The 23,540-nt window shown below is 69.7% G+C and carries 21 protein-coding genes; 16 read left to right on the top strand and 5 right to left on the bottom strand.

The genetic code is table 11. The features are described from left to right. Window positions 1-2: 2 nt before the first annotated feature. Complete coding sequence (locus DMP23_RS34430; RefSeq protein ID WP_240014466.1) at window positions 3-2,333, top strand: transglycosylase domain-containing protein; 2,331 nt, start codon at window positions 3-5, stop codon at window positions 2,331-2,333. Window positions 2,334-2,398: 65 nt separating this feature from the next. On the opposite strand, the gene DMP23_RS34425 is transcribed toward DMP23_RS34430, so the two are convergent. Further along, complete coding sequence (locus DMP23_RS34425) at window positions 2,399-3,457, bottom strand: Gfo/Idh/MocA family oxidoreductase (protein ID WP_238603731.1); 1,059 nt, start codon at window positions 3,455-3,457, stop codon at window positions 2,399-2,401. A gap of 57 nt (window positions 3,458-3,514) precedes the next feature. Here DMP23_RS34425 and DMP23_RS34420 point away from each other — a divergent pair, with 57 nt between their 5' ends. Both DMP23_RS34420 and DMP23_RS34415 read left to right on the top strand, forming a co-directional pair. Beyond that, window positions 3,515-4,582 (top strand): ROK family transcriptional regulator, encoded by a 1,068-nt coding sequence (locus tag DMP23_RS34420; RefSeq protein WP_238603730.1) that lies wholly within the window; start codon window positions 3,515-3,517, stop codon window positions 4,580-4,582. Window positions 4,583-4,617: 35 nt separating this feature from the next. Continuing rightward, complete coding sequence (locus DMP23_RS34415; RefSeq protein ID WP_337823558.1) at window positions 4,618-6,183, top strand: glycosyltransferase family 87 protein; 1,566 nt, start codon at window positions 4,618-4,620, stop codon at window positions 6,181-6,183. 58 nt (window positions 6,184-6,241) lie between these two features. Here DMP23_RS34415 and DMP23_RS34410 read toward each other — a convergent pair whose 3' ends face one another. After that, the gene (locus tag DMP23_RS34410; RefSeq protein ID WP_337823557.1) at window positions 6,242-7,015 is read right to left on the bottom strand and encodes a deoxyribonuclease IV; all 774 of its coding nucleotides are present in this window, start codon (window positions 7,013-7,015) and stop codon (window positions 6,242-6,244) included. Window positions 7,016-7,118: 103 nt separating this feature from the next. Between DMP23_RS34410 and DMP23_RS34405 the strand changes: the two genes are divergently transcribed. The 12 genes from DMP23_RS34405 (at window position 7,119) to dnaB (ending at window position 17,378) form a co-directional block, all read left to right on the top strand. After that, window positions 7,119-7,946 (top strand): hypothetical protein, encoded by an 828-nt coding sequence (locus tag DMP23_RS34405; RefSeq protein ID WP_337823556.1) that lies wholly within the window; start codon window positions 7,119-7,121, stop codon window positions 7,944-7,946. Between the two features lie 166 nt (window positions 7,947-8,112). Next, window positions 8,113-9,024, top strand: coding sequence for a hypothetical protein (locus tag DMP23_RS34400; protein WP_337823555.1), 912 nt, complete (start codon window positions 8,113-8,115; stop codon window positions 9,022-9,024). 129 nt (window positions 9,025-9,153) lie between these two features. Next, on the top strand, window positions 9,154-10,074 hold the full coding sequence (locus DMP23_RS34395) for a hypothetical protein (RefSeq protein ID WP_337823554.1): 921 nt from the start codon (window positions 9,154-9,156) through the stop codon (window positions 10,072-10,074). A gap of 101 nt (window positions 10,075-10,175) precedes the next feature. Next, window positions 10,176-10,499 carry a 30S ribosomal protein S6 gene (gene rpsF, locus DMP23_RS34390; protein ID WP_093572314.1) on the top strand — a complete coding sequence of 108 codons (324 nt, stop codon included), beginning with the start codon at window positions 10,176-10,178 and terminating at the stop codon, window positions 10,497-10,499. A gap of 29 nt (window positions 10,500-10,528) precedes the next feature. Continuing rightward, window positions 10,529-11,059, top strand: a complete 531-nt coding sequence (locus tag DMP23_RS34385; RefSeq protein WP_037809077.1) for a single-stranded DNA-binding protein — start codon at window positions 10,529-10,531, stop codon at window positions 11,057-11,059. A gap of 34 nt (window positions 11,060-11,093) precedes the next feature. Continuing rightward, window positions 11,094-11,342 carry a 30S ribosomal protein S18 gene (gene rpsR, locus DMP23_RS34380; protein ID WP_009085242.1) on the top strand — a complete coding sequence of 83 codons (249 nt, stop codon included), beginning with the start codon at window positions 11,094-11,096 and terminating at the stop codon, window positions 11,340-11,342. Between the two features lie 14 nt (window positions 11,343-11,356). Next, complete coding sequence (gene rplI, locus DMP23_RS34375; RefSeq protein ID WP_009085244.1) at window positions 11,357-11,821, top strand: 50S ribosomal protein L9; 465 nt, start codon at window positions 11,357-11,359, stop codon at window positions 11,819-11,821. A gap of 235 nt (window positions 11,822-12,056) precedes the next feature. After that, on the top strand, window positions 12,057-12,425 hold the full coding sequence (locus DMP23_RS34370) for a hypothetical protein (protein ID WP_081684814.1): 369 nt from the start codon (window positions 12,057-12,059) through the stop codon (window positions 12,423-12,425). A 7-nt stretch (window positions 12,426-12,432) separates the two neighbouring features. Continuing rightward, window positions 12,433-13,035, top strand: coding sequence for a DUF3558 domain-containing protein (locus DMP23_RS34365; RefSeq protein ID WP_043831439.1), 603 nt, complete (start codon window positions 12,433-12,435; stop codon window positions 13,033-13,035). A gap of 42 nt (window positions 13,036-13,077) precedes the next feature. Then, complete coding sequence (locus DMP23_RS34360) at window positions 13,078-14,448, top strand: hypothetical protein (RefSeq protein WP_238603727.1); 1,371 nt, start codon at window positions 13,078-13,080, stop codon at window positions 14,446-14,448. An 11-nt stretch (window positions 14,449-14,459) separates the two neighbouring features. Then, window positions 14,460-15,260, top strand: a complete 801-nt coding sequence (locus DMP23_RS34355) for an ESX secretion-associated protein EspG (protein WP_235146697.1) — start codon at window positions 14,460-14,462, stop codon at window positions 15,258-15,260. Window positions 15,261-15,974: 714 nt separating this feature from the next. Beyond that, window positions 15,975-17,378, top strand: a complete 1,404-nt coding sequence (dnaB, locus tag DMP23_RS34350) for a replicative DNA helicase (RefSeq protein WP_037809085.1) — start codon at window positions 15,975-15,977, stop codon at window positions 17,376-17,378. Window positions 17,379-17,401: 23 nt separating this feature from the next. On the opposite strand, the gene DMP23_RS34345 is transcribed toward dnaB, so the two are convergent. Next, the gene (locus DMP23_RS34345) at window positions 17,402-17,941 is read right to left on the bottom strand and encodes a YciI family protein (RefSeq protein WP_337823553.1); all 540 of its coding nucleotides are present in this window, start codon (window positions 17,939-17,941) and stop codon (window positions 17,402-17,404) included. 103 nt (window positions 17,942-18,044) lie between these two features. Between DMP23_RS34345 and DMP23_RS34340 the strand changes: the two genes are divergently transcribed. Beyond that, entirely contained in the window at window positions 18,045-18,824 is a 780-nt protein-coding gene (locus DMP23_RS34340) for a dioxygenase family protein (RefSeq protein ID WP_337823552.1), read from the top strand. A gap of 81 nt (window positions 18,825-18,905) precedes the next feature. Here the strand turns inward: DMP23_RS34340 and DMP23_RS34335 are convergent, their stop codons facing one another. Together DMP23_RS34335 and DMP23_RS34330 are read right to left on the bottom strand one after the other, a co-directional pair. Next, window positions 18,906-22,031, bottom strand: coding sequence for a beta strand repeat-containing protein (locus DMP23_RS34335; RefSeq protein ID WP_337823551.1), 3,126 nt, complete (start codon window positions 22,029-22,031; stop codon window positions 18,906-18,908). A gap of 194 nt (window positions 22,032-22,225) precedes the next feature. After that, the gene (locus tag DMP23_RS34330; protein WP_337823550.1) at window positions 22,226-23,257 is read right to left on the bottom strand and encodes a hypothetical protein; all 1,032 of its coding nucleotides are present in this window, start codon (window positions 23,255-23,257) and stop codon (window positions 22,226-22,228) included. Window positions 23,258-23,540 lie beyond the last annotated feature (283 nt).

The raw sequence follows: 23,540 nt of genomic DNA, 5'->3' as shown, positions 1-23,540 counted from the left end.
TGATGACCCACCGGATGATCGAGGACGATTACCGCGATCCGGGCTACCGCAACGACGGTTACCGGGACGCGGAGTACCGCGACGAGGGTCCGCTCGACCCGGACGACGGATATCCGGCGGAAGACTTGGACAAGAAGGGCCGCACGCCCGCGCAGCGCAAAAAGAGACGCTGGAAGATCATCCGGCGCTGTGCGTACGCGTTCGTCGGCATCTTCATCGTGATCCCGGCGATCGCGTTCGTGATCACCTACTTCATGGTCGACGTGCCCTCGCCGCAGAGCATCGCGCAGGGCCAGAACCAGGCCGTGACCTACCTCTACGCCGACGGCAGCCCGATGGGCAAGGACGTGCCTCCCGGCGGCAACCGGCAGATCCTCACCCCGGCGCAGATCCCGGACGTGGTGAAGCACGCGGTGATCGCGACCGAGGACTCCACGTTCGAGACCAACTCCGGCTTCGACGTCACCGGTCTGCTCCGCGCGGCGTTCAACCAGCTCACCGGCAAGGCGGGCGGCGGGTCCACGATCTCGCAGCAGTACATCAAGAAGGCCACCGACAACGACGCCCCGACGCTCACCCGTAAATGGACCGAGCTGGCGAAGTCCTTCAAGATGAACCAGACGTACGAGAAACAGGACATCATCACCGCGTACCTGAACATCATTTACTTCGGGCGCGGGGCGTACGGCATCGGCGCGGCGTCGCAGGCCTTCTTCCACAAGGACGTTTCCAAGCTGGACTACTCCGAGGCGGCGCTGCTCGCCGGGCTGATCCAGCAGCCGGGCCGTTCGGAGAACCCGAAGGTGGCCCAAGGCCGCTGGAACACCGCGCTCGACCGGATGCTCGAGAACAAGTACATCACCGCGCAGCAGCGGCAGTCGGCGAAGTTCCCGGACGTGATCCCGCTGGAGGAGTCGAAGGACGACGCGAACGCGCCCTACAAATTCGTCGTCACCCAGGTGAAGGCCGAACTGGCGCAGCACGGCATCGACGACGACAAGTACTACTCGGGCGGCTACACGGTCCAGACCACCATCGACAAGCACGCCCAGGAGGTCGCGACCCAGACGGCGACCGACGCGCTGAAGGACCAGTCCGACGACCGGCTGCTCGATTCGCTGGTGGCGGTCGATCCGAAGACCGGCGGGGTGCTCGCGTACTACGGCGGGCCGGCGACCATCGAGGTGAACGGGAAGAAGCAGGGCGCTCGCGACTGGGCGAACACGCCGCAGAACCCCGGTTCGTCGATGAAGGCGTTCGACCTCACCGCGTTCCTGAAGATGGGCAAGGGCATCAACTCGACGTTCGACGGCAGCAACAACCGGGTCTTCGACGGCCGCGTCGTGCGCAACGCGGGTCCCAGCTCCAGTTGCTCCGGGCAGTGCACGGTCGCCGAGGCGATGAAACGGTCGGCGAACACGGTGTTCTACGACATGGTGCTGAACGAGACGCATCCGGGCCCGGTCGGGCAGGCCGCGCAGGAAGCGGGCGTGAAGACCAAGGACAACGGCGGCCAGTCGCTGATCTCCACCGCGGACGCCAACATCGCGCTCGGCGGCGGGAACACCCAGATCACGCCCGCGGACATGGCCAGCGCGTACGCGACGTTCGCGGCCAACGGCATCCAGCGCGACCGGCACTTCGTGTTGAAGGTGACCAACTCCCAGAAGGAGGTCGCCTATGAGGCGCAGCCGAGTGCGGGCAAGCCGGCGTTCGACAGCAGCGCGGACAAGGCCAAGCAGATCGCGGGCAACGTGACCATGGCACTGGGTCCGGTGATCGACTTCTCGCACCTGAAGTGCCCGTCCGGCCACGAATGCGCGGGCAAGACCGGTACCCAGCAGCACACGAAGCGAGCGGGCGAACCGGCGTGGGCGGCGAACGCGAACGCGCAGACCTGGATGGTCGGCTACACCCCGTCGGTCTCGGTCGCGGCGTGGGTCGGTGCGGACGGCGACCAGGCACTGCACGGTTCGGGCACGTCGCCGATCTACGGTTCGACGATCGCGGGTCCGATGTGGCAGAAGTTCCTCGACGGATACCTGAAGGGCAAGCCGGCGGAGAAGTTCGACCAGGTGCAGCTGATCGGCGCGCAGGCCCCGCCGCCGCAGGGGGACGAGAACGCGGGCGACGAGCATCCGCCGCAGCAGACCGACAGCAACCAGCCGGACCCGGGCGGCGACGGCAACGACCACGGCGGGCCGATCTCCGGCGGGCCCAGCCAGCCGCATTGGCCGAGCGGGCTCCCGCACTGGCCGTCGGGCAAGCCGTCGTCGACGCACAACCCGCCTAGCGGCGGTCCGTCGACGGGCGAGGATCCGCCGCAGGAGTAAGGAAAAGGCCGTGGCCGCGACGGTGGGGGGAGGCCGTCGCGGCCACGGCCGTTCGGAGGGCGGCCTCAGCCGCCGAGTGTGATCACGCGTCCTTCGGCGCCCGAGCGGTGCGCGGCTTCGATCACGCGCAAAGTCTCGACCGCGCTCGCCGGGTCCACCGGGAAGTCCGCCTCGCCGCGCAGCGCGTCCCGGACCTGGGCGTAAAACGCTTCGTAGCAACCGGTTTCGGTCGGCACCGCTTCGGTTTCGTCGTTCACTCCGAGCAGGCCGGCGTCGCTTTCCGGCTCCACGCCCCAGCCGTCGTCGCCGGGGCGGAGACCGGCTTTGATCTGCGGTTCCTGGACGTCGAGGCCGTATTTCGTGAACGTCGCCTGATCGCCGAGCACGCGGAAACGCGGGTTGCGAGTGCCGGCGAGCGCGGACGACCACAGGTGCGACCGCACGCCGTTCGTGTGATGCAGAGCCACGAACACGTCGTCGTCCACCTGGACGCCGGGGCGGCGGCGATCCACCTCCGCGTACACCTGAGCGACCGGCCCGAACAACTGCAGCGCCTGGTCGACGATGTGCGCGCCGAGGTCGTACAGCAGACCGCCCGCCTCGGCCGGGTCGCCGAACTCGCGCCAGTTGTCCTTGATCTTCGGCACCCAGCGGTCGTAGCGGGATTCGAAGCGGAAGACGGTGCCGAGGCGACCGGATTCGAGCACCTTGCCGACGGTCCGGAAATCCGAGTCCCAGCGACGGTTCTGGAAGACCGTGAGGCCGACGTTCTTGGCTTTCGCCGCGTCGACGACCTGCTGTGCTTCCGCCGCGGTCGGCGCGAACGGCTTGTCCACGACCACCGGAAGGCCAGCCTCGATCGCGCGGAGGGCGAGCGGCACGTGCGTGCGGTTCGGCGTGGTCACCACGACCAGGTCGAGATCACCCGCGCGGGCGAAAAGTTCGTCCGCGTCCGGGACCACTTCGGCGCCCGGGTGGTCGGCGCGCGCCTGGGCGGCCCGGTCCGGGTTCGCGGTCACCAGCACGGCCGGGACCAGGCCGGGGGTCGCCGCGACCAGCGGCGCGTGGAAAACCCGGCCGCCGATCCCGTATCCGAGGATGCCGACCCGCGCGTCATCAGCCATGGCCCCTATTAAACAACACTGTTGCGTAATAGGCCACCCGTCCGCGATGATCGGCCGATGGCGGAAACCGGCGTCAACCTGCGCGGGCTGCGACGCCACAACCGCGCGCTGCTGCTCGGGCACATCCTGCGCGCGGGCGGGCTGAGCCGGGTCGAACTGGCACAGCGGTCCGGGCTGACCCAGCAGGCGGTGTCGAAAATCGTGTCCGACCTGCTTCCGGAAGGGCTGCTGGACGTCGAACGCGCCCCCGCGGCCGGGGTCGGCAAACCGCGCACGATGCTGCGGCTGCGCGCGGAAGCCCGCTGCGCACTCGGCGCACAACTCGACCGCGACGGCTTTCTCGTGCTGCGCACCGGCCTGACTGGCGAGGTCGAGGAGATCGTGGAGGGCCCGCTGCCAATCGGCTTTGGCCCCGAAGCCGCGGTGACCGCGATCGCCGACGCCGTGCGCAAACTGGTCACCGACGTCGATCCGGCGCGCGTGCTCGGGCTCGGCGTCGGCGCGGTGGGACCGCTCGACCACCACGCGGGCCGCGTCCGCGACGCCACGAACATGCCCGGCTGGCACGACGTTCCGCTGCGCGATCTGCTCGCCGAACGCACCGGTCTGCAGGTCACGCTGGACAAAAACACCAACTCCGCCGCCTTCGCCCATGCTTGGCCGGAGGAAACCTCGGCCGCGACCGCGGTGGTCCTGGTCGGCACCGGAATCGGGGTGGGCCTGCTAATCGACGGACGCGTCTACCGGGGCCCGCGCACCAACGCGGGTGAGTTCGGCCACACCACCATCGCCTACGCCGGACCTCGCTGCGCCTGCGGACGTCGCGGCTGCGTCGAGGTCATGCACCGCGCCGCCGGCACCCCGCACGACGCCGCCCGGCTGCTTGGCATCGGGCTCGCCGACCTGGTGCAGGTGCTCGATTTGGAACGGATCGTCCTGTTCGGACGGACGGTCCGCGGCGCGCCCGAGGTCTACCGCGAAACGGTCTCGCAACAGCTGCGCGATCTGCTGCCGGTGCCGTACTGGCAGCGCATCGACGTCGAATTGAGCGACCTCGACGAGGAGGCAGTAGCCCTCGGCGCCGCTTTCGAGGTGCTTGCCGGGTTTTACGAGGATCCGAAATGACCGGCACCCCACCCGCGGACCGATAGCATCCCGACGTGTCCCGCGTCTCCCAGCCCGCCGCCGCCGAAGAGCCGGATTCGGCTCCCCGCACGCTGACCCCGGCGGAGCGGATCGCCCCCAGCCGGCACGACCCGCTGGTGGCCGCGGCGACGAGACCCGTCGGCGGTCCGCTCGGCGAGCACGCGGCGGTCGGCAGGCAGTGGTTCTGGTCGCCGCAGCGCGTCGGGCTCGCGATGGCCGTGCTCGCGCTGGTCGTGTGCTGGTTCGGCAAAGCCTCGTGCATTCAGCAGTACAGCGACTCCAACGGCGTGCACCAGCTCGACTGGCGCTCCGGCCGTCCGTTCGTCGCGATGTGCTACTCCGACATCGTCCCGCTCTACAGCTCGGAAAAGCTCGACGACGCGCGCACCTTCCCCTACGTCACGTCGTGGCAGGAGGATTCGCAGACCGCGGAGAACCAGACCCGGTACATGGAATACCCGGTGGTCACCGGCCTGTTCCAGTGGATCAACGCGAAACTCGCGGCGGGCTGGACCTCGGTCGCGAACGCGGGCTGGCTGCCCGGCGCGCTGCCGGTGGCGATCTACTTCAACATCTCCGCGTTCTGGCTCGCGCTCGCCTGGCTGGTCACCGTGTGGGCCACCGGGCGGACGACGAAACGCAGGCCGTGGGACGCGGTGCTCGTCGCGATCTCGCCGCTGGTACTGGTCCATACCTTCACGAACTTCGACGCGCTCGCCACCGCGGCCACCGCTGCCGGGATCCTGGCGTGGTCGCGAAAACGCCCGGAGGTCGCCGGAGTCCTGTTCGGACTCGGCGTCGCCACCAAGCTGTATCCGCTGCTGCCGCTCGGCGTGCTGTTCCTGTTGTGCCTGCGCGCCGGGAAACTGCGCGCGTGGAGCCGGACCGCGGCGTTCACCGTGCTGGCCTGGCTGGTGGTGAACGTCCCGTTCATCGTGGCCGCGCCGCGCGGCTGGTGGGAGTTCTTCCGGCTCAACACGTTGCGCCCGATGGACCCGGATTCGCTCTACAACGTGGTCTCCTACGCCACCGGCTGGGCGGGCTTCGACGGCGTGCTCCAAAAAGGACAGTCGCCGACCGTGCTGAACATCGTGGTCGCGGTGCTGTTCCTGGCTTGTTGCGCGGGAATCGCGTACGTCGCGCTCACCGCGCCGCGCCGGCCGCGGTTCGGGCAGCTGGCTTTCCTTGTCGTGGCGGCGTTCCTGCTGACGAACAAGGTGTGGAGCCCGCAGTACTCGCTGTGGCTCGTCCCGCTGGCGGTGCTGGCGATCCCGCGCTGGCGGCCGCTGCTGGCGTGGATGGTCATCGACGCGGCGGTGTGGGCGCCCCGGATGTTCTATTACCTCGGCGTCGACCACAAAGGACTGCCGGCGGGCTGGTTCCTCGGCGGCGTGGTCATCCGCGACCTGGCCGTCGTCGGGCTGTGCGTGCTGGTGCTCCGCGAGATCTACCGGCCGCGCACCGACCTGGTCCGGCTCTCCGGCGACGACGACCCGGCGGGCGGCGTGCTGGAACGGGCCCGCGACAAGGTCACCTTCGCGTCCTTCCGCCGCTCCCGCGCCGAGCAACCCGTCTCCTGAAGTCCGTGAAGGACTCCTTCCGGGAACCTGATTCCCTCAAGGAGTCCTTCACGGCCGCTCAGGCGAGCTGTTTGCGCAGGTACGCGATGTCGGCGGCCTGGCCTTCGCCCGGTGTTTCGACGACCACCGGCGCACCCGCCTGGCGCACGACCTCGGCGAGCAGCTCCGGTTCGATCGTGCCGTCGCCGTCGACTACCGACGCGTGCCGGTCGCGGTTGGAACCGTGCTCGTCGCGGGAGTTGTTGCAGTGCACCAGGTCGATCCGGCCGGTGATGGCCTTGACCTTCTCCACCGCGGTCGCGAGATCCCAGCCGGCCGCGTAGGCGTGGCAGGTGTCGAGGCAGAAGCCCGCGCCGAACTCGCCGACCTTGTCCCACAGCCGGGCGATGACGTCGAGTTCGCGGGTCATCGCGTTGTCGCCGCCCGCGGTGTTCTCGATCAGGATCGGCACCGCGAAGCCGCCCTTTTCCGCCTCGCGCTCGAAAAGCTTGCGCCAGTTGACCAAGCCCTCCTCGACGTCGTCGCCCGCGCCGACGTGCCCGCCGTGCACGATCAGGCCCTTCGCGCCGATCGCGGCGGCCCCGTCGGCGTGCTGGGTGACGTTCTTGCGGGACGGGATGCGGATCCGGTTGTTCTTGGACGCGACGTTGATCAGGTACGGCGCGTGGATGAACACCTCGGCCGGGGAGGCCTTGATCTCCTCGCCGTGCGGATGCGGTTTCGGTGCCTTCCACCCCTGCGGGTCGGAGAGGAAGAACTGGACGACGTCGGCTTCTCGCTCGGCGACGGCGGCCAGCGGATCGTCGTCGCGGACATGGGCGCCAATCTGCATGCCCTGACGCTACTACCGGGCGAATCTCCCCCTTCGGCCCGAGTTGGTGACGCTCGTGGAGTACCGTGAGCGCGTTCCGTGATCCAGTCGGGGGAGGAAAGACATGCGGAAACGCGCTGGACGGTCGATTTCGCTGGGAGTCGCGCTCGCGGCACCGCTGCTGTCGGCGGTCCTGGCCTTTCCCTCCGCCGCGTCCGCGGACCCGAGCCCGACAGTGACCGGCGACTGCGAATCCACCCTGCAGAACGGCAAGGACGGCACCGGCCTCGCGCTCGACGCGGGCGCCCCGCTCAACGCGCCGAACCGGCTGACCGTCGGCCTCGATTCGAAGGCGAAGCAGACCGACGGCAACAACACGTTGCTCAACCTCCCGGTCGGCGACACCGTTCGCGCGCTGGGTGTCGGCGAGGCCCCCGTCGTTGGCGAGACGGCCGCGAAGGACACCTGCCCGTTCGTGCAGGCCGCGGGGAACGGCGTCGGCAACGCGACCCAGGGACTGGTCGGCGGACTTCCGGGAACCCCGCTTCCCAGCCCGCCGCCGAGCCCCAAGCCGCCGAACCCCACGCCGAACCCGCCGTCCCCGGCTCCCGGCCCAGGCGGCCCTGGCCAGCCCGTCCCCGGCGGCGACACGCTCGGCCCGGTGACGTCGGTCAGCGGCGACCTGTCCGGCCTCGACTCGGTGTCCGGCATCTTCACCGGAGCCGCGATGCTCCCGGCGAGTTTCGTGCAGGCCCCGATCGTCACCCAGGTCGTGCCCGGCCAGCTGCCGCAGGACCAGGTGCCGACCGTCGACGCGAAGAAGTCCGGCACCGCCGAGGCGCTGCCCGCGGCCAATCCGCCCGCCCGGTTGCCGCTGCTGATCGCGGTGCTCGCGCTCGCGCTGGTGGCCGCCGCGCTGGTGCGCGCGTGGCTGCGGCGCAAGCCCGCCTGACTCTTACCCTGAGTAGCGCCCGCTTCCACCCGAATGCCTGACCTCGGAGGGGAGGCGGGCGTTACTCGTCTTCGTTACCGTCGTTGTCCACAGCAAGGCAGGTACAACGGACGCGGCGAAAGGGTCGACGGCCATGCAGCAGCACCGGGCACGGAGGGCCACCGCGGTGGGCGCCGCCGCTTTCGTCCTGGCCGGCTCGGCCGCGCTCGCCGCACCAGGAACCGCGTCGGCGGACACTCTGACCGCACCATGTGGCTCCACCATCACCGCGAAGCCGGGCGACCACGTCCAGGCGACCACTCCGCTGCTCGGCATCCCGATCGACCTCGGCATCGTCGGCCAGGTCTCGGGCGTGCTCACCGGCACCATCAACACGGTCCTCGGCACGGTCTGCAAGGTCACGGTGAACGTGGTCAACACCGTCGTCTCGCCGGTCCCGGTGATCGGCGCGCCCGCCGCGAGCGCGGTCAACGGCGCGGTAGCGGGCGGCACCGCCGCGGTGCAGCAGGGCGTCGCCGCCGTCGGCCAGGGCTTCACGGGCGGCCAGCCGGGCAAGCAGAACCCGGGCCCGAACCCGCAGCAACCGCCGTCGTCCGGCGGAAACAGCGGCAGCCCGCAGCAGGGCGGGTCGCCGGGCCAGCAGTCCCAGATGCCGGGCTCGACCAGCCCGGTGCTCGGCGATTACGGCGGAGCGGGCGGCGGTGCCGCGCCGTTCTCGGCGTTCCTGCCGAACTTCAGCGATTTGTCGTACGGCTACAACACCGGATACGCGCCGATGCGCGATTACAGCGGCATCCCGATGGCGATGGCCGGATTGTTCAGCCCGTCGCCGTCGCTGCGCTACGGCAGCCAAATCCCGGGTTACGCGCCGCAATACGGCATTTCCAACCCGGACGGCTCGAACGGCGGCGACCGCACCATCCAGAACGCGGGTAACGCGCAGGCATTGCCCGGCACCGGCGGCAACCACACGAACGGGTTGGACTGGCCAGTTCTGGTGGCAGTTTTGGCACTCTCCGGAGTCAGCGCCGGCCTGGTCCGCACCTGGGTGCTCCGCCGAATGGCCGCTGCAGGTTAGCCCGCCCCGCCCCACCACCACCCTCAGTCGAGCGGCTTCGCCGCACTGTTGTCACAGCGCCAGTATCTTTACCGGAGTCCATTCGTTGTTCCTGATGCGACGAACCATGCCCGCGGACCCCGGAGGATAGTGCTCGTGCGGAAAATCCCCACCTGGAAGCGAACCCGTCGAGCACTCACCGTCACCGCCCTCGCCGCCCTCTTCACCGGCGGCGCGTTCCTGGGCACCGGCACCGCGTCCGCGGCGACCACGCTCGCGAACCAGTGCAAGGGCTCGGTCACCGGCGGCATGGGCGATGCGGTCGTCGTGCCCGGTTCGGCGGTCAAGGAGATCGTCCGCCAGTCGGCCAAGGACCAGGTCAACTTCTGGCGGCTGCTCACCGTGTGGCCGGATTCGCTGGCGAACGCCATCGCGAACAAGGGCAACCTGCAGGTCGGCGCGATCCCGAACTCCGCGGGCGGCACGATCAGCGGCGACGCCATCGGCCAGGTCGTCTCGAACGCGCTGAAGGACGAGTGGGGTCTCGGCGTGCTGCCGGACACCAAGACCAAGGTGCTGAACGGGATCCGCAGCGGCGTCGCGTCCGCGTGCGGGCTCACCACGGTGGCGAACAACTACCAGGCGCCGTCGTCCTCGAGCTCGCCGTCGCACGGCGGCACCCAGTCGAACGGCACCGCGCCCGCGCAGAACGGCGGCGGCAACCCGCTCGGCGACTACCAGCCGGGTTCGACCGGGATCGCCCCGCCGCGCGACTACGGCAACATCCCGACCGCGACCCCGGGCAACCCCGGTGTGCTGGGCACCGCGATCGCGCCCGGCGCGCGGTACGGCTCGCTGCCCGGTTCGGGCGCGCTGCCGCAGCAGCCGTCGGCCGGGCAGGACCCGCAGGGCCAGCAGGGCCCGGACATCCGCAACGCGGGCAACGCCGAGGCGCTGGCGAGCCAGGGCGGCGCCTCGGACGTCCAGCTGCCGATGCTGCTCGCGGTGATCGTGCTGGCCGGCGTCACCGCCGGGCTCGTCCGCACCTGGGTGCTGCGCCGCGTCAGCTGACCCGCCGCACCGGACTGTCGGACCCGCCGGGTACGCTTACCTGGACAAACCCTCCTGTCACGGATCCGCCGTGACCGCGAGCCCATAGGAGGTGAGTGGTTATGTCACGCCATTACGAGGTAATGGTCATCCTGGACCCGACGCTCGACGAGCGCACGGTCGCGCCCACGCTGGACAACTTCCTCAACGTGATCCGCACTTCGGGCGGAAGCGTCGAGAAGGTCGACGTGTGGGGCCGCCGTCGCTTGGCGTACGAGATCAAGAAGAACGCCGAGGGCATCTACGCGCTGCTGGACCTGAACTCGACGGCCGAGGCCGTCAAGGAACTGGACCGCCAGCTGTCGCTGCAGGAAACCGTGCTGCGCACCAAGGTCATGCGCCGCGAGGTCAAGGCCGCGGCCAAGCCCGCGCCCGCCAAGGCCTGATCCGAGCCCGATCCGAAGGGACGCCATCCGTGGCTGGAGACACCGTCATCACCGTGGTCGGGAACCTGACGTCCGACCCGGAGCTGCGCTTCACCCCGTCCGGTGCGGCGGTCGCGAACTTCACCGTCGCGTCCACCCCGCGCACCCTCGACCGCCAGAGCGGCGAGTGGAAGGACGGCGAGGCGCTGTTCCTGCGCTGCAACATCTGGCGGCAGGCGGCGGAGAACGTCGCCGAGTCGCTCACGCGGGGCGCCCGCGTGGTGGTGCAGGGGCGGCTGAAGCAGCGGTCTTTCGAGACCAAGGAAGGCGAGAAGCGCACCGTCGTAGAGCTCGAGGTCGACGAGATCGGCCCTTCGCTGCGCTACGCGACGGCGAAGGTCAACAAGGTCAGCCGCGGTGGCGGCGGCGGCGGTGACTTCGGCGGCGGAGGCGGCGGCTTCAACGGAGGCGGCGGCAATCGCGGCGGCGGCGGCAACAGCGCGCCCGCCGACGACCCGTGGGGCTCGGCCCCGCCCGCGGGCGGTGGCGGCGGAGGCTTCTCCGACGAACCCCCGTTCTGATCTCATCTCTTTCTAGAATTCCAGGAGTACAACAGTGGCCAAGCCACCCATTCGCAAGCCCAAGAAGAAGGTCTGCGTGTTCTGCAAGGCCGAGAAGAAGGGCCGCCCGGAAACGATCGACTACAAGGACACCAACCTGCTGCGGAAGTACATTTCCGACCGCGGCAAGATCCGTGCCCGTCGCGTCACCGGCAACTGCAGCCAGCACCAGCGCGACATCGCCATCGCGGTGAAGAACTCGCGCGAGATGGCTCTGCTGCCCTACACGTCCACCGCGCGCTGAGGGGAGCACTAGTCATGGCGAAGATCATTCTCACCACGGACGTGGCGAACCTCGGCGGCCCCGGCGACATCGTCGAGGTCAAGGACGGCTACGCCCGCAACTACCTGCTGCCGCGCGGTTACGCGATCGTGGCCAGCAAGGGCGCGGAGAAGAACGTGCGCACGATCCAGCGCGCACAGGAATCCCGCCGCATCCGCGACCTCGACCACGCCAAGGAAATCAAGGCGACCCTCGAGGGCCTCGGCGCGATCCAGCTGACCGGCAAGGCCGCGGCTGGCTCGAAGAAGCTCTTCGGCTCGATCACCGCCGGCGAGATCGTCGACGCGATCAAGGCCCAGGGCGGCCCGCTGCTCGACAAGCGCGTCCTCGACCTGCGCGACCACATCAAGACGGTCGGCAAGCACTCGGTCAACGCGCGCCTGCACCCGAACGTCAAGGTGGACCTCCGCCTCGAGGTCAAGGCTGTGGCCGCGAACTGACGGCTTTTCCGTGAAACCGCCCCCGGGAGATCCTCCCGGGGGCGGTTTCGTTTCTGGCCGTCCCCCGGGCGGTTCGTGACCTCTTCGAGATCTGCGATACGGCCTAAGTCCGCAGCTCGGAGGCACTTTCGCAGATTCGTGAACGCGGAGCGGGAACCAAGTGCCGTGCGTTACCATCCAAGGTGCTGATCTCGCCGTTTGGGGAGCGAGAGAGTTGCCAAAGGGGGTCAACCGGATGTCCGATGTGCCACCACCCGCTCCGATCATGGTCGGCGGCTACGGAACGGCCGGCGGGTACAAGTTCAGCGAGGACGAGGTCGACTCGGTCATCAAGCAGTGGGAAGACTTGCTCGCCCACCTGAACGACGATCTCGCCGACGCGAACAACATCAAGAACGTGAAGCCTCCCGCTCAGGAGTTCGCCAGCGAGGACTTCGTCAACAAGGGCGCGAATCCATCCGGCGAGACCCTGCTCAAGCAGCACGAGCGCATGCGTGACTACGTCTCCAACTTCATCACCGCGCTGCGGGCCGCCAAGAACAAGATCTCCGTCTCGGAGCAGCAAAACCGCGACACGTTGAACCAGCAGGCAAAGGGAGTCTGAGCACCAGATGCCGCACCGCACCGTCCGACTCGCCACCGCTGCCGTCGCCACGATCGGCTTGCTCGCCGCCTCCGCCTGCGGCGGTGAGACCGGCGGGACCGGAGGAACTGCTCAGCCGCCGGCCAGCAGCCCGGCCGACAGCGGCGGCTCGGGGCCCAAGGTTCCGGCCCCGCTGCCTACCAAGGACTTGCTCGCCGATCCGTGCAGCGTGCTCAACGCCGCGGAGGCAGCACAGGTCGGCCTCAAGTATCCCGGCGAGAAGAGCTCCGGCGTGTTGAACGGGTGCCGCTGGACTTCCTCCGGAAGCAACCTGAACTTCGTCAACAACACGCCGATCGAGCAGAACAAGCGCGGGATCAGCGACATCTACGACCAGAAGGCCAAGCAGGCCTACTTCGAACCCACCACCGTCAACGGCTACCCGGCCGTCTTCGCCGGTACCGAGGACAGCCGCTCGAACGGCATCTGCACCCTCTGGGTCGGCGTCACCGACCAGCTCGCCGTCTCGGTCCTGCCGAACATCAGCATGGGTTCGAACAAGAAGGACCCCTGCAGCATCGCGAAGAAGTTCGCCACCGCGATGATCGGACATCTCCAGGGGGCGTCGTGATCGTCACTCGACCTCTGCCCAGCACGGAAGGAATGGCTCATCATGGGGAATGACGCCAATACCGTAGGCAAAGAGCTGAAAGGCATGGCCATCGGCGCCGGGACCGGGGCCGCCATCGGGTCGGTCGTACCCGGTGTGGGCACTGCGGTCGGCGCTGGCGTCGGCGCCGTCGTCGGCGGTCTGGTCGGCCTGTTCAGCGGCGGTCCCGAAGCTCAGCAAATGTCGGCGGACCTCGGCGGCCGCTCGATCGACGCGTACACGATCTACGAGAAGATCCACGCAGGCGACACGTCTTCGCTCGACACCGGGGTCGCGTCGGCCAAGAGCCTCGGAGACGCCCACGACAAGCGGGCGACCGAGATCGACAATCTGAACAAGAAAATGGACGCGGCCTGGCAGGGCGGCGGCGCCACCGCCGCGCAGGCGGGCGCGCACCCGCTCAAGACCTGGCTCGAGGACTCCGTCCAGAACCTGAACAAGAGCCACACGTACCTCAACACGCAGGCCGACTGCTTCCACACGGTCAAGGGCAAGGTGCAGCAGCTGCCCAAGGATCCGCCGTCGGCCGGGTTCCTCGACGGGATCAACCCGTTGAGCGACAAAGACGACGAGATCAATCAGTACAACGACAACAGCAAGGCCAACGTCCAGGCGTACACGAACTACTTCAACGCCAGCGGACAGAACGCGGGCCAGTTGCCGCAGTACAGCGCCTGGCAGGGCAACAACCTCTCCGACGGCAGCGGCGACCCCGGCAAGTACGGCGGCGGTCCCGGCAGCAACGTGCCCGGCGGAACCGGCGGCATCGGCGGTGGCGGCGGCAGCTTCTCCCCGCCCAAGGTGGACACGCCCAAGTTCGACCCGAACGGCCCCGGATCGCACTCGAACGTGCCGGGCGGGCCGGGCCACTTCACCGACCCGAACGGTCCGGGCAAGTTCACCCCGACCGGGCCGGGCGGCTACACCGGACCCGGCGACGGGACAACGACCTCGGGCTGGACGCCTCCGGCGACGGACGCGGCGAAATTCAACCCCAGCACGTTCGGGCCGGCCGGCGGCGGCGCGGGCCAGTTCGGTCCCGGCGGCAGCGGCGGGGGCGCGGGCAGCGGTGCGGCCTTCGGGCCCGGCGCGTTCGGCGGCGCGGGCTTCGGTCCCGGCGGTGCCGGTTCGGGCGCGGCGGCGGGCGGCGCGGGAGCCGGTGTCGGCGGCGCGGGCGGTCTTCGCGGCGGTGGCATGGGCGCGGGCGCGGCGGGCAAGGCCGGAGCCTCGGGCATGGGCGGCATGGGCGGCGGCCGCGGCGGCCAAAAGGGCCAGGACGACGAGGAACACCAGACCAAGTACCTGGTGGAAGAGGACGCCAACGAGATCTTCGGGTCGGATCAGCTGACTGTTCCGCCGGTCATCGGTGAATGAGGACAGGCACAGTGATCACTCTCGACAGGCCCACCCGCTTCACCCTCCTCACCTTGTGCAACCTGATCAAGCGCCGCGGCGGGGAACCACACCAGGTCATCGCCGACGCGGCGACGTTCTACGACCCCACGGCTGAACGGCGCATCGACCAGGACGTCAACGCCGTGCTGACCGAGGCCGGGCTGATGGGCCCCCGCGGGATGGATCGCGATCTGCTCGCGCTGGTCGAGTCCGTCTCGCACCCGCAGATCGAGTACTACGGCTGGTTCGACGGGGCGTTCGAGGACGACAGCCCGTCCAACTACGGCGCTCTGGTCGGGAGCGGCAACGGCGGCGGCTTCGGCCTGATCAGGGTCCAAGGCGAGCAGGTCGTGACGGTCACCCGCCAGCGACCGGACCTGCTGCTGCAGACGTTCCTCGATCTCATTCCGGCAGGCAAGGCCGCGAACGGGCAGCCGCTCATCACCAGCCGGGCCGAGTACGAGAGCGGCCGGACCGCGGGCTCGGACGAAGTCCCGCAGGGTTCCATCATGCGAGGCGGCGGTCAGCGGACCGAAACCGTGGCACCGCTCAAGGAGATCCAGCGGATCCTGAAGCTGCCGCGCACCGGAAGCGGCGCGTTGTATGTCGCGTCTCGTCCGCAGGGTGGGCGTCGGCGGCGGGTGCCCAAGCCGGTCAACTTCATCGACACCAGCGAGGGCCGGTGGCTGATGGAGGAGCGGCCGGGGAAGGAGCCGCTCATCGTGTTCACTCCGGGCACGCAGCAGGCGATCTCCGAGCGGCTCCGCCAGGCTCAAAGCGCCTTGGGCTGAGCGGCCCGAGCGTTACTCCGGGTGGGGTTCCCGGCACGGCACCGTGCGGTGTCCGGCCGGTGAACCTCACCCGGTTTCGCGTTTGCACGCGGTTAACCTGCGCTTTTGCCAGATCGCTCACTGTGCGCAGCCATCGGCTGGGCCGCGTGGGGAATTCTCCTTCGTTCAGCCTATCGAGGCAGTGATCTACCGTGCGTAGCAACCATCCACAGGGCGGTGGACCAACGCGGGGGCGACACGCCGAAGAACCAGTTCGACACGACACGCCGGACGAGTTTTCGCGAAGTTCTCCACAGTCTCTGCACAGGCCTTGACCTGCGGGTTCAGTGAAGCCGATCTGCACTGTCCCCACTTTGCCCACAGGCTCGCGGGTACCTGTGATTCGTTGCCCCCAGTCATCCACAGGTTGTCCACAGCACGGTCAACAACCGGAATTGCGCTCGTCCTTCCGGGGGATCTAGCGTGCGTTCGCGCCCGGTACTCCCGGTGGCTCCGCGTGGCGGTCACCGGTGCGGGGAACCGTCCGGTCCATCATCGAAGGGGGCCGGACGGGCGGGTGGGAAAGCCGGGCCGATTCCGGCATACTCGAACAGGTGTTCGCCTGGGCTGACCGTTACGGGCGGCGGCAGGCGGGCGCGGTTCGGCACAGGACAGGCGCACGCGAGACGACGGGGACGGCCGAACGACGGCTGGGCGAGGGGAGGTGTCCGGGCAGTGGCGGTGACCGATGACCGCGGTCCGGCGTACGCGGAGTCCGATCCGGGTCCGAGCGACCCCGGCCCCGGCGGGTTCGACCGCCAGCCGCCGCAGGACATCGCGGCGGAGCAGTCGGTGCTCGGCGGCATGCTGCTGTCGAAGGACGCGGTCGCCGACGTCATCGAGGCGCTCGGACCCGGCGATTTCTACCGGCCCGCGCACCAGGCCGTCTACGACTGCATCCTCGACCTCTACGGACGCGGCGAACCGGCCGACCCGATCACCGTGGCGGCCGAACTCGAGCGGCGCGGCGAACTCGGCCGCGTCGGCGGCGCGCCGTACCTGCACACCCTCATCGCGACCGTGCCCACCGCGGCCAACGCGGGCTACTACGCCGAGATCGTGTCCGAGAAGGCGGTGCTGCGCCGTCTCGTGGAGGCGGGCACGCGCATCGTGCAGTACGGCTACGGCGCGGCCGCGGCGGACGGCGCGAACATCGACGAGGTCGTCGACCGCGCACAGGCCGCGATCTACGACGTCACCGAGCGCCGCACGAGCGAGGACTACGTCGCGCTGGAGGACCTGCTCCAGCCGACCATGGACGAGATCGACGCGATCGCCTCGCGCGGCGGCCAGTCCCAGGGCATCCCGACCGGGTTCGCCGACTTCGACGAGCTGACCAACGGCCTGCACCCCGGCCAGATGATCATCGTCGCGGCCCGTCCCGGTGTCGGCAAGTCGACTCTCGGCCTGGACTTCGTCCGCTCCGCCTCCATCAAACACGGCCTGACCAGCGTCATCTTCTCGCTGGAAATGAGCCGGACCGAGATCGTGATGCGCATGCTGTCGGCCGAGGCGAAAATCCGCCTCGCCGACATGCGCGGCGGCAAGATGTCCGACGACGACTGGACGCGGCTGGCCCGGCGGATGAGCGAGGTCTCGGAAGCCCCGCTGTTCGTCGACGACTCGCCGAACATGACGATGATGGAGATCCGCGCGAAGGCCCGCCGGCTCAAGCAGCGGCACGACCTCAAGCTCGTGGTCGTCGACTATCTGCAGCTGATGACCTCCGGCAAGCGCGTCGAATCGCGGCAGCAGGAAGTCTCGGAATTCTCCCGTCAGCTCAAGCTGCTGGCGAAGGAGATCGAGGTGCCGGTGATCGCGATCTCCCAGCTGAACCGTGGTCCGGAACAGCGCACCGACAAGAAGCCGATGCTGTCGGACCTGCGTGAATCCGGCTCGCTGGAGCAGGACGCGGACATCGTCATCCTGATCAACCGCCCGGACGCCTGGGAACGCGACGACCCGCGCGCCGGCGAGGCCGACCTGATCCTGGCGAAGCACCGTGCCGGTCCGACGAGCACGATCGTGGTCGCGCACCAGCTGCACTACAGCCGCTTCGCCGACCTGGCCCACGACTGACCCGAGCCGGGCCTGCCGGTCGCTCAGGAGCGGCCGCCGGGCGCCCAGTCGTGTACCTCGATCGCGGCGTAATGCTCCGCGGTGAGGAGTCCGCGGGCCGTGTCGGCATCGGTGGCTTGCACCAGGGCTGCCGTGCCGAGCCAGGCGGTGCCGTCGTCGGACCACAGGGGGCCGTAGGCGATCAGGGACTCCGTGGTGGACGGTTCGAGGTCGACGGCGGGGCCGGATCCCAAGCCCAGCACCAAATACAGGTTCGCCGCCTCCGGATCGCCGGGGAAGTCCCACATCGTGCGGCCAAGAGCGTTGTCCCAGCGGCGGATCAGGACGTCCCGATAGGCACCAGCCTGGTAATTCGGTTCCGCGAAAGCGAATTCGCGGACCGCAGCGGCGTCCGGGAGATCGACGATGTGCACGCTGCCGGTTGGCACTTCGCCGTCCAGGGTCGGGCCGCGGGCGATCAGTTCGGCGGCGAAACCGTCCATATAGGACCAATGCGCTTCGACCAGTTCGGCGCGCAACGCGGCGGAGCCCGGGCGGTCCCGGTGGTAGCAGAAGAAGTTCACCGGTCGAGTCTGGCGCACGGCGGCAGCCGCCGAGGACGCATTCGCCAAGTCCGCGAACCAGGCGTACCGTAGTAGTTGAAGTTTCAAACACTTGGAGGCAGTCATGGCGACCCGCACCCCGGTCCTGTACCTGAGCCACGGTGCGCCGCCGCTCGCCGACGACGCGACGTGGACTCGCCAGCTCGCGGAATGGTCCGCTGACCTGGCGAAACCTCGCGCGATCCTGGTCGTTTCGGCGCACTGGGAAGAGGCACCGCTGACGCTCGGGGCGACCACGACGGTCCCGCTCGTCTACGACTTCTGGGGCTTTCCCGAGCACTACTACCAGGTCAAATACGCCGCGCCGGGCGCGCCGGAGCTTGCCGCGCGGGTGCGCAAGCTGCTGCATTCGACCGCGACCCCGGTGCACGACGCCCCGGACCGCGGCCTCGACCACGGTGCGTACGTCCCGCTCGTGGAGATGTTCCCCGAAGCTGACGTCCCGGTGCTGCAGATCTCCATGCCCTCGCTCGATCCTCAGGCGCTCTACAACCTCGGCCGCAAGCTCGCGCCGCTGCGCGACGAGGGCGTGCTGATCATCGGCAGCGGATTCTTCACCCACAACCTCCGCGCGATGCGGGAGGTCGACGGCAGCGACGGAACCCCACCGGGATGGTCCGCGGAATTCGACCACTGGGGCGACGAGATGCTGCGCGCCCGCGACCTCGACGCGTTGCTCGACTTCCAGCACAAGGCCCCGGCCGCCGCGATGGCGCACCCGCGGATCGAGCACTTCGCGCCGCTGTTCGTCTCGCTCGGCGCCAGCTCGGCCGAAGGCGAGGGCCGCACGGTGATCGACGGTTTCTGGCACGGACTGGCGAAGCGGTCGCTCGAATTCTCCTGACCCAGCACAAAAAACGGGCCCGGAAGCACGTGGCTTCCGGGCCCGTCCGGGTTATCCCCGGCTCGCTTCAGGCGAAGCGATTCACTTCTTGAAGATGCTGGTCACCTTCGCGGCCAGCTTCTGGAACGCACCCAGCGGACCGGTCGCATCACCGATCGCCGGCACGGCCGGAGCGGTCGGCATCGTGGTCGGCAGGGTCGTCGGCGCACCCGGCACGGCCGGCAGCGCGGCGACGGCCGGCAGCTGGTTCAGCGTCGGCAGCGACGTCTTCACCGGCAGCTGAGCGGGCAGGGCCGGAACGTCCGCACGCTGCGCGGCGGCACCCGGCAGGGCCGGAACGCCGGGCAGAGCCGGAACGGCCGGGGCCGACGGCAGGTGGATGCCGTTCTGCAGCCCGGAGACCTGCGGCAGCGCCGAAGCACCCTTCAGCTGGTTCAGCTGACCCAGCGCGGACAGGCCGCTGACCTGCGGCACGTCGGCGCGCTCGGCACCCGGCAGCGCCGGGGCGGGGAGCGTGGTGGCGGTGGGCAGACCCGACAGGCCCGGCAGCGCCGGAGCCGACGGCAGCGACGGCGCGGCCGAGGAACCGCCCGGCAGACCCGGCACGGCCGGCAGCGCGGGGAGCTGGTCAGCACCCATCTCGCCGCCGAACGGCACGTCGATGGCCGGCTCGGGGTCGACCGTGGTCGAGTTGGGAGCCTCGGCGGTGGCCACGCCGATGACCTCCAGCGGCACGCCGAAGATCTGCACCAGCGCACCCAGCGGGTGGTAGTAGTCGAAGCCGGACAGCGCCGAGCCCGTGCCGTCGGTGCTGGTGGCGTCGTCGCCGTCGGTCACGGTGGTGACGTTGTCGCCGACCGCGTGCGCCACGCCGCCCACCGCGACCGCGTCGCCGAAGACCTGCGCGACGACCGGCACCGGGAAGTCGAGGATGTCGCCCGAGATCGAGCCTTCCATGCCCGACGTGGTGTCCTTGCCGGCGTCGGTGACGACGGTGTTGTTCATGGCGTCGCCCGAGGACACGCCCGCGACCGAAACCGCGTCGCCGAAGACCTGCGCGACCGGCGCCGGGTCCACGCCGACGATGTCGCCGGCGACCGCGCCGCCGTCACCGTTGGTGGTGGCGTCGCCGCCCGCGGTCGAGGTGATGTCGTTGGTGGCGGTGCCGTGGCCGATCGCGCCCCCGGCGAGCCCGTCGCCGAAGATCGTGCCCGCACCGGCGACCGGAGCCTTGACGATGTTGCCGGCGAGCGCGCCGTCCTTGCCGTCGGCCGTGGCGTCGCCGCCCGCGGTCGAGTCGGTCAGGTTGTCCGACATGCCGGTGCCGATGCCGGCCACCGAACCGCCGACGCCGTGGCCCTGAACCGGCAGCGAAACCGGGGCCTCGACGAGGTTGCCCGCGCCCGCGCCGCCCGCACCGGTCGCGTGCACGTCCTGGCCCGCGGTGGAGGTGGTGTCGTTGCTGGCCTTGCCGTGGCCCTGGCCGACGAACGAGCCGCCGATGCCGAACAGCTGCACCGGGGTCGACACCGGGACGGTGCCGAGGTTCGAGCTGAGGAAGCCGTTGTCGTCAGCGGTGTTGCCGCCGCCGCCCGCCTTCACGACCTTGGTCTCGGAGCCGTCGCCCGAGCCCTGCCCGATGAACGAGCCGCCCACGCCGAACACCTCGGCCGGCGCGGCCACCGGGACCTGCACGATGTTGCCCGAACCGGACGAGTCGTTGCCCTGGGTGCCGTCGTAGTTGCCCGCGGTCACGGTCTTGGTCTCGGTCGAGGTGCCCGAGGCCTGGCCGATGTGGCTGCCGCCGATGCCGTGCACCTCGGGGGCGCCCGCGACCTGGGTGTTGACGATGTTGCCGGTCAGCGTCGAGCCGTTGCCGGTCGTGTAGCTGCCGTCGCCGGAGGTCGCGGTGGTGGTGTTGTCGCAGTTCGCGACCGCGCGGCCGATGTAGGTGCCGCCCACGCCGCACGCCTCGACCGGGAGCGCCACTGCCGGGTCGACCACGTTGGCCGAGCCGGCGGCGTCGTTGCCGTTCGTCTTCACGAAGCCGCCGGAGGTGGCGGTGGTCTCGTGGGTGGAGGAGGACGCCTGGCGGCCGGCCACGCCGGTGGTGGCGTTGCCGATCCACGAGCCGGCGACGGACGCGACGTTCGCGACCGGGCTGGCCTGCGCGGCGGCGGCGTTGCCGGACAGGAACGACTGGTCGCCGTCGGTCTCGATGTAGGTCGGGATGCCCTTCAGGCTGCCCGGACGGGTGTCGCCCGCCTTCGCGTCAGCCGAGGAGTTGGAGGTGGAGTCCGCGTCCGAGCCCCACACGCCGCCGGCGTTGCCGTTGAACTTGACCGGCAGCGCGATCGGAGCGCCGACCACGTTGCCGCTGCCCGCGGCGCCCTTGCCGTTGGACTTCATCGAACCGCCGGAGGTGGCGGTGGTGTCGGCGTTGTAGCCGCCGCTGTAGGCGTTGCCGAGGATCCAGGACGCGGCGTTGCCGGTCACCTGGACCGGGGTCGCGAACTGGCCGCCGACGACGTTGCCGGACAGGCCGGAGCCCTCGCCGGTGGTGTCGATGTTGCCGGTCTCGCTGGTGCTCTGGTGCGCCGAACCGCCGTGGACCGCGCCGCTGCCGCCGGCAAGGCCGACGCCGTTGCCCGCGATCTGCACCGGGAGCGCGTAGTCGAGCGCCACGACGTTGCCCGCGATGCCGGAGTGCTTGCCGTCGGTCGCGACGTCCTGGTTGTGGCTGTAGGTCTGGTCGTGGTCGCCGCCCTGCACGTGGGCGTCGCCGATGACACCGACCGCGTTGTCGACGATCTGGATCGGGACGACGACGTCGCCGTTGACCTTGTTGCCCTTGAACGCGTCCTGGGTCGGCGTGAGCTGACGGGGCGCGTCCGCCTTCGGGAGGCTGTCGGTCAGGCTGCCCGCGGAGCCGCCGGGCGTCTTCGCCGAGGCGAGCGCTCCCTTGACGGCGGAGGTGACGGGCTTGGTGCTGATCTCGTTGTGGTGCGCCGGGAGGTCGACCTGCCCGAGCGGGGTGCCGATCGCGTTGTTGGCTTCGTCGATCGGGACGGTGACGTTGAGATCAAGCGGGGAGGCCGGGGTGTCCGGGTTGACGTTCTCGTCGGCCGAGGCGATGCCGGTGCCCAGCATCAGCAACCCACCCGTGACCAACGCGGTCTGGAGTCCGCGCTTTGCCCAGGTCTGCATGGGATTTTTCTCCTTCATATCGGGGTCCCTTGCGGGTTTGTGGAGGTGCGCCCTGTTTCGTGAGGGAATGCACCGGGAATGCGTGCGCGGAAATTGCGCAGCGCGCGAAAAACCCGCGGGAGATGTGTCGATGACGGTGACGGCACACGAAGATGTGCGCGTGGGTGCGTCAACGACCCCGCGGGTGAAGTGGATCAGTCAGGAGTGACGCCGGGCTGCTCGCCCGGGGTGCGCGGCGTGTGCGCGAGGCCGGTGCGGGTCGAACCCGCCACGGCGTTGTCGACGGCGGCGGCGACCCAGGAGGGAACGCCGAAGTTCAAACCGTCGAGGTGTCCACCGGGCGCGGTGCTGCCACCAGCCGGGGAGTTCGGGATGGAAAGCGGCGCGGCGGGAAGCTGCGCCGGAGAGAACGGGGCGCCGGGCAGGTCGCGGTCGCCGTGGTGGCGCTGCGGCAGTTCGGCGCCCTGCATCGGATCGACGGACTGGACGTCCATCGCCGGGAAGACCGACTGCAACGCGTCGGACGTGGTCATCGCGGCCGCGCCGAGGTTTTGCTCCGCCTCGGCGGGCTGCTCGGGAATGCCGGGTGCGGGTGCCTGCTCGGATTCCGGAGCGGGCGCGGTCGGCAGTTTCGGCAGGTCGACCAGGTTCGAGGGAGCGCTCGGGTCGAGCAGATCCCACAGTTTCCGGCCGAAATCCTGCGCGGCGGGCGGCGGGGTGGTCGCGTCGGCGATCACCTGGCGGGCGTCCTCCGGCTTGCGCGCGATGTGCTCGAGCGAGCCGAGCGTGCGCTCCACCGGCTTGACGACCGCGTGCTGGCCGAGGTCGCTCACCGCGTCGCTGACCTTTCCGGCGGCCTGCTGGCCTCCGGCGAGATCGTCGCGGTGCGCGCCGCCGAGCTGGCCGAGCGAGCAGGTGGGCCGCGCCGTGCCTGGTTCAGACCACGTGGTGGCTCCCTGGCCGCACGACGAAAGCCCTTGCACCGCACCGGTGACGTCGCCCGCGAACCGGGCCGCGCCGTCGGTGACGTCGCCGATTCCGGCGGCCGTCGCGTCGGTGACCGGCGTGACGCTCGCGTCGACCGGGTCCGCCGAAGCGGCGGAAGAGGAGACGGTCCACGCGGCCGCGGTGGCCGCGAGCGCGCCGCCGACGACGAACAACGCACGCGACGCGAGACGGCCGAAGCGCGTCGCGCCCCGCCTCTCGTGCACAGCGTCGTTCGTCACAGGTGATTTCTCCTCGGGTAAAAAATGATTTCGGTTTTTGCCGGGAACGGCACAGTTCCGCGGTGGTGCAAAACCGAGACAACCAAATTTGGGGGTCGCCGCGCATCCTTGACACGGCTTGATGCCACCATCGTGTGAACAACACAGAGTGTGGCCGGGTCTCACGATGGGTCATCCCCGGAGAAGACGGCCGGTTACTCCGGAGTCGGTTCGCGCGGCCCGGCGAAACGGTGATTCGCGCCCCGCACCGGGCGATCCGCCCGGTTTCGGTCGACGGGGCCGA

This window comes from Amycolatopsis sp. A1MSW2902 (genome assembly GCF_017312175.1).
Classification (GTDB): domain Bacteria; phylum Actinomycetota; class Actinomycetes; order Mycobacteriales; family Pseudonocardiaceae; genus Amycolatopsis; species Amycolatopsis nivea.
The sequence above is the reverse complement of the archived record's forward strand: the minus strand, read 5'-3'. Positions and strand labels throughout refer to the sequence as shown.